Consider the following 5,373-nt stretch of genomic DNA (forward strand, 5'->3'; position numbering starts at 1 on the left):
CTGGAGCATCCGCCGGCCGACTCCCGCGCCCGTGCCCGCACCCTACTGATGGCTCTTCAGGCCAGCACCTGCGCTGGCCTGCAGGCCCTTGAAGGCGAAGGGGTGTTCCAGGAGGAGAGCTGGCAACGGCCGGAGGGCGGCGGCTGCCGCTCGCGGGTGATGAAGGCCGGCCGGATCTTCGAGCAGGGCGGGGTGAATTTTTCCGAGGTGGAAGGCGATCAGCTGCCCCCCTCGATTCTCAGCCAGCGGCCGGAGGCCGCCGGCCAGCGCTGGTTCGCCACCGGTACGTCGATGGTGCTCCATCCCCGCAACCCTTACGTGCCCACGGTGCACCTCAACTACCGCTACTTCGAGGCGGGGCCGGTCTGGTGGTTCGGCGGTGGCGCCGATCTCACCCCCTACTACCCCTTCCTGGCGGATGCCCGTCACTTTCACCGCAGCCTGCAGGGGGCCTGTGACAGTGTCGATCCCACCCTGTATCCCGTCTTCAAGCCCTGGTGCGATGAATACTTCTTCCTGAAGCACCGCAATGAAACCCGGGGTGTTGGCGGCATCTTCTACGACTACCAGGATCCCGCCGGAGCGCTCTACAAAGGTCAGAATCCCAGCGGCCCGGCCGCGGCCGTGGCAGCTGCCACAGGCGCGGTGCCCCGCAGCTGGGAGCAGCTGTTTCAGCTGGCGAGCGCCTGCGGCAATGCCTTCCTACCCAGCTATGTTCCGATCGTGGAGAAGCGCCATGGCAGCGCCTACGGGGAGCGGGAGCGCCAGTTCCAGCTTTACCGCCGTGGCCGCTACGTGGAGTTCAATCTGGTGTTTGATCGCGGCACGATCTTCGGTCTGCAGACCAACGGCCGCACCGAATCGATCCTGATGTCGCTGCCACCGCTGGTTCGCTGGGAATACGGCTACAGCCCCGAGCCCGGCAGTCGCGAAGCTCTGGTCACTGAGGTGTTCACCAAGCCGCAGGACTGGTTCGGGGATGCCGCGCTGGAGGATCTCTGCCGGGCCCGGGGTGCTTTCGACTGAACCCCCGATCTCATGCTCGTGGAAGCCTCCGTTGCTCAGGGGCGGGTTGCGGGAGTGCCTAAGGAGGTGGCTGGCAGATTTCTTGAGCGGGGGCTGATGCCCTGCTCCAGGGCAAGGACAACCCGCTCGGCGATGGCGTTGAGCGCTGCATCCCGGCTGCCGGGATCCCTCAGGGCCGACTCCAGAGGACTCTCCAGCTTGCCGATCTCGAGGATGGCGATGCCCCGGCGAGGCGCTCCCAGCCCGCCGCGGAATTGGAAAGGGAAGGCCCCGAAGGAGGCGGCCAGGCTTTCATCGAGGAGGCTGGGGGGCTGGTGCAGCGGCGGGATCAGTCCAGAACCGAAGCCGTCGGGTCCATAGGCGTCGTAGTCGATCTCCATGGCGTATCCACCCCGGCGCACATGCTCCTTGCCCACGCTCCAGTTGGTGCGGGGATCATCCCCGTCTGCGATGCTGCGCTGGGCCGGCACGTAGAGGCTGATCGGCAGCCCGCGCTGGCGTCCGAGCGCCACCACCCTCTCGGCGGTGAGCAGATTCCAGTACAGCTCATCGCGGATGCCGGGCACCATCGGCCGGGCCCCGAAGCGATCCACGGCTTCACCGCTGGTGCCTGATCCGGCCATACCCTGGGAATCGGCGTGGCCGGCCATCACCAGGATCGGTGTGCCCGCCGCCAGCGATCGGCGGCCGATCCAATCCTTGTTGAGTGGTGTGCGCGGCCCGGTGAGCGGATCGATGGCGAGCATGGCCGGGGCCTCGGCGGCGCTGCCCAGCACCAGCACCAGGCCCAGTCCCAGCAGGGCCCAGCCCAGGGGGCGTGAGTGAGCCGAGGGTCGTTGCGGGGATGCAGCCTTGAGACGGTGCAGCATGGTCTGGGGATCAGATGGGGGAACTCAGCAGGGTGCCGTCACTGGCCAGTTGCAGCCGGGGCCCCAGTTCCAGTTCCAGGGCAATCAGCTCGTCGCGGTGGGCCCGCAGCCGCAGCTGGCTGAGGGGAGCGTCATCGTCGCTGATCAGGCGCAGTTCCACCAGCTCCTGGCGGGCCGCCCGCCGCCGGTAGATCAGCCCCGCGAGCGGGCCGAGCAGGGACAGCAGCAGCGGCCACCATCCCAGCGCCGGCAGCAGCTGGCGCAGCACCAGACCGAGGCAGGCCGCCCCGACCGTTCCCAGCAGCGAGAGCAGCAGTGCCAGGGTGCCGCTGGCTCCCACCTGGCCGCGGAAGCGCAGCACCCGCCGCTCTGGATCCCCAGCCTCCGCCTGCCAGCCCCGCTGCCTCAGCCACTGGCTGAGGCCATCGAGCACCTCCAGGGCCGGCCGCGGCGACTGCACATCCACCACCGTGGTGCGGTCCTTGCTGGCGGCGCGCAGGAAGAACACCAGGCCGATGGCCAGCAGCAGGGTGAGCAGCAGGGTGGAGCCCAGGGCGGGGGACAGGGGCAACGGCACGCGGGCGATCCAAGGCGGAAGCGTCCCATTCTCTCCCTTTCGGCACGATGGCGTTGGTTGCTCTCGCGCTCATGCCCTCGGCCCTTGCCTCCACCCCCCAACGCTTCGCTGTCTTCGAGGGGGATCTCGACGCCGAATGGCTCAGCCTGCTGGCTCAGGCCCCAGCCCTGGCGGTCGACACCGAGGCGATGGGGCTGGTCCATGGCCGCGACCGTCTCTGCCTGGTTCAGATCGCCGACCACCTCGACAACGTCTGCTGCATCCGCATCGCCCGGGGCCAGCAGGAGGCGCCCCGTCTGCGCGAGCTGATGGAGAGTCCGGCGATCGAGAAGGTGTTCCACTTCGCCCGCTTCGATCTGGCAGCCCTGGGGGAAGGCCTCGGCATCGCCGTGGCGCCGCTGTTCTGCACCAAGGTGGCCAGCCGCCTGGCCCGCACCTACAGCTCACGCCACGGGCTCAAGGAGGTGGTGCAGGAGTTGGTGGGGGTGGAACTCGACAAGCAGTCGCAGAGCAGCGACTGGGGACGGGTTGAAGAGCTGGGTGAGGCCCAGCTGGTGTATGCAGCCAACGATGTCCGCTACCTGCTTGCCGCTCGTCAAGCCTTGGCCGCCATCCTCGAGCGGGAGGAGCGCCTCGATCTGGCCCGCCGTTGCTTCGCCTGTCTGCCGGTGTTTGCCGAGCTCGACCGCAGCCGCTTCGGCTCGGTGTTCGAGCATTCTTCCCAGTCGCGCTGAGGGCCCAGGCGATCCGTGATTCCGGCGATCAGTCCTCGACCATGAAGCCGCTTTCGTCGTCTTTGGCAACCAGGAGCGCATCCAGCAGCTGACCCTGGGCCCTGGCCCCTCCCTGGGCCTCCTGGATCATGCGTTCAGCGATGGTGATGCGTTCGCCTGGCGCCCGGGTTCCTTCCCGGGCAGCCTGCTGGTCGACCCGGCGCCGGGCGGCGGCGATGCTCACCCCCAGCAGGGTGGCCAGCTGACCGGTGACGGTGGCGTAGGCCCGGTCGATCGGTGCTGGCATCGGGGACGCGCCTGAGTGAGGAGAAGCCCCATCATCCCTGGGGCTGGGCCAGCAGCTGCCGGTCCACCAGGGCCGCCAGACGCTCGCTGCCGCCTGTGTTCCCCATCCGCCGCCGGCCAATGGCCCCCAGATGCTGGCGGAGCTGGGCATTCCCGAGCAGCCGCTCCAGTTCGACGGCCATGTCCTGCGTTGAAGCGCAGGTCCGCACCGCCCCCCCCAGCAAGCGGCTCTGGCGCCGCGCAAACCCGCGCTTGAACTGCGGACCCGGCCCTGGCAGCGAGAGCACGGGGACCCCGAGACCGACCAGTTGCTCTGTGGCGGTGCCCGCGGTGGCCAGGCCCACCTCCCCCCAGCCGGCCCAACGCTCGAAGCAGCCAGGCCCCAGCAGCAGCAGCCGCTGCTGGAGCTGCCAGGCCGAGCTGCCGCCGCAACCTTCCGGCAGGGCCACCTCGCGGTAGCCCTGGGCGGCCAGGATCGGCTCCAGGTCGTGGCGGCTGGGGCGGGAGCCGGTGGGGCAGAGCACCACCTGGGGCTCTCTTGCCGGCAAGCGGGCCAGGGCCGCCAGCAGCCGGCGGGCGTTGGCGAGGGCTTCCGGCAGGCGGCTGCCGCAGAGCAGCACGATCCGCCGCCGCTGCCCCAACGGCTCGGGCAGGGGCAACCGATCGAGCTGATCCATCATCGGGTTGCCCGGCGCCAGCGCCGTCACCCCATGGCGCCTCAGCCCCCTGGCGGTGAGCTCGTCGCGCACCGCCACCAGCCGGGCGCGGCGATCAGCCATCAGGGCCCACTCCCATGGATCCCATTCGCTGCCCTTGCAGTGGTGGTAGCGGTCGGCGAAGGGGGCGCGGCCGGGTCCACTCCTCCAGGTGTAATCACTTTTGGGTGTGCCCAGGAAGCCGTAGGGCGCACCGCTGGCCCAGGCCAGCAGCAGTGGCAGCAGATCCCCCACCGCCAGGATCGGATCGCCAGCGGCACCCAAGCGGCGCACCAGCCGCCACTGAGGCCAGCTCAGGCCACCCAGGCCCGCCCCCAGGTGGCGCAGGAGTGCAGAAACGCTCTGGTTGCTGAAGCCGCCGCTGCGCGGCCGCTGGCGGGGCCCCACCCGTTTCAGCCAGCCGTCGTGCTCCGCTTCCCGGTAGGTCTCTCCCTCCCCCACCAGCGGCAGGACCCTGAGCAGCATCTGCGGGCGCCGTTGGTGCAGCGCCTGCAGGATGCGCAGACCGATCAGATCTTCCCCATGGCCATTGCTGAGCAGCAGCAGCCGGGGGTGCCGTGGACGGCTGATACGATCCGCAGCAAGGGGGTTCTCCCCTGAAATGGCGGCATGGCCAAGTGGTAAGGCAGAGGATTGCAAATCCTTTACCCCCAGTTCGAATCTGGGTGCCGCCTTTTCTGTTGCGAGTTCCGAATCCACCATGTCTGGTGCTTCCTGGGTTGTTTTGACGCCCTTGAGCACAATATGTGGGGTTTTTCTAATTGCCGCTTTTTGATTCTGAACCTTATCTGGCGGAAGGTGAGCGGAAGGTGAAGAGGGGTCTGACTGGGGCGCCCTCAGCGGTTCCCAGAATTCACCTTCCCACTGTCTGCAGCAGGTTGCTTCCGAGGCACCCTCACCTTCCGCCTCCGCCTGGGCGCCCCGAGGCACCCTCAACCGCCCTCAGAGCGCCTCCTAGGCACCGCTGAACCCGATGGGAGGCACTGGGGTCTCCACCCCTTTGAACGCCCAGAGACCGCCTGCTCCTCCTGCCCCTCAACACCCGCAGATCAATCGCCTTCTACACGATGGTGGGCATCTCCCTTGGATTGAGAGCACTTCGGTGGGCGCTGAGTCAGTGATGGAGCACATCAACTGGGGATACAGCCAACTGGGTCTGGCCGCGT

Annotated in this window: 7 protein-coding genes and 1 tRNA gene; 4 read left to right on the top strand and 4 right to left on the bottom strand. The window is 68.4% G+C overall.

Annotation, left to right across the window (positions count from 1 at the left end; all coding sequences use genetic code 11):
* Window positions 1-1,026 (top strand): oxygen-dependent coproporphyrinogen oxidase (gene hemF, locus KBY78_RS15810; RefSeq protein WP_255144435.1); only part of this gene is annotated, 1,026 nt, incomplete at its 5' end.
* 35 nt (window positions 1,027-1,061) lie between these two features.
* Here hemF and KBY78_RS15815 read toward each other — a convergent pair.
* Window positions 1,062-1,895 (bottom strand): dehydrogenase, encoded by an 834-nt coding sequence (locus tag KBY78_RS15815; RefSeq protein ID WP_255144436.1) that lies wholly within the window; start codon window positions 1,893-1,895, stop codon window positions 1,062-1,064.
* A 10-nt stretch (window positions 1,896-1,905) separates the two neighbouring features.
* Entirely contained in the window at window positions 1,906-2,460 is a 555-nt protein-coding gene (locus KBY78_RS15820; RefSeq protein ID WP_255144438.1) for a cofactor assembly of complex C subunit B, read from the bottom strand.
* An 83-nt stretch (window positions 2,461-2,543) separates the two neighbouring features.
* On the opposite strand from KBY78_RS15820, the gene KBY78_RS15825 reads away from it, so the two are divergent.
* A complete protein-coding gene (locus KBY78_RS15825; protein ID WP_255144437.1) occupies window positions 2,544-3,206 on the top strand; it encodes a ribonuclease D in 663 nt (220 codons plus the stop codon).
* Between the two features lie 28 nt (window positions 3,207-3,234).
* On the opposite strand, the gene KBY78_RS15830 is transcribed toward KBY78_RS15825, so the two are convergent.
* Both KBY78_RS15830 and KBY78_RS15835 read right to left on the bottom strand, forming a co-directional pair.
* Window positions 3,235-3,492: a hypothetical protein gene (locus tag KBY78_RS15830; RefSeq protein ID WP_006173388.1), complete on the bottom strand. Its 258-nt coding sequence runs from the start codon at window positions 3,490-3,492 to the stop codon at window positions 3,235-3,237.
* Window positions 3,493-3,523: 31 nt separating this feature from the next.
* Window positions 3,524-4,720 (bottom strand): lipid-A-disaccharide synthase-related protein, encoded by a 1,197-nt coding sequence (locus KBY78_RS15835; protein WP_255144439.1) that lies wholly within the window; start codon window positions 4,718-4,720, stop codon window positions 3,524-3,526.
* On the opposite strand from KBY78_RS15835, the gene KBY78_RS15840 reads away from it, so the two are divergent.
* Both KBY78_RS15840 and KBY78_RS15845 read left to right on the top strand, forming a co-directional pair.
* Window positions 4,685-4,807 (top strand): hypothetical protein, encoded by a 123-nt coding sequence (locus tag KBY78_RS15840; RefSeq protein WP_255144440.1) that lies wholly within the window; start codon window positions 4,685-4,687, stop codon window positions 4,805-4,807. The two genes, KBY78_RS15835 and KBY78_RS15840, sit on opposite strands and share 36 nt — an antisense overlap.
* 3 nt (window positions 4,808-4,810) lie before the next feature.
* Window positions 4,811-4,881, top strand: a tRNA-Cys gene (locus KBY78_RS15845).
* Window positions 4,882-5,373: the final 492 nt, after the last annotated feature.

The organism is Synechococcus sp. EJ6-Ellesmere, from assembly GCF_024345875.1.
GTDB lineage: Bacteria > Cyanobacteriota > Cyanobacteriia > PCC-6307 > Cyanobiaceae > Regnicoccus_A > Regnicoccus_A antarcticus.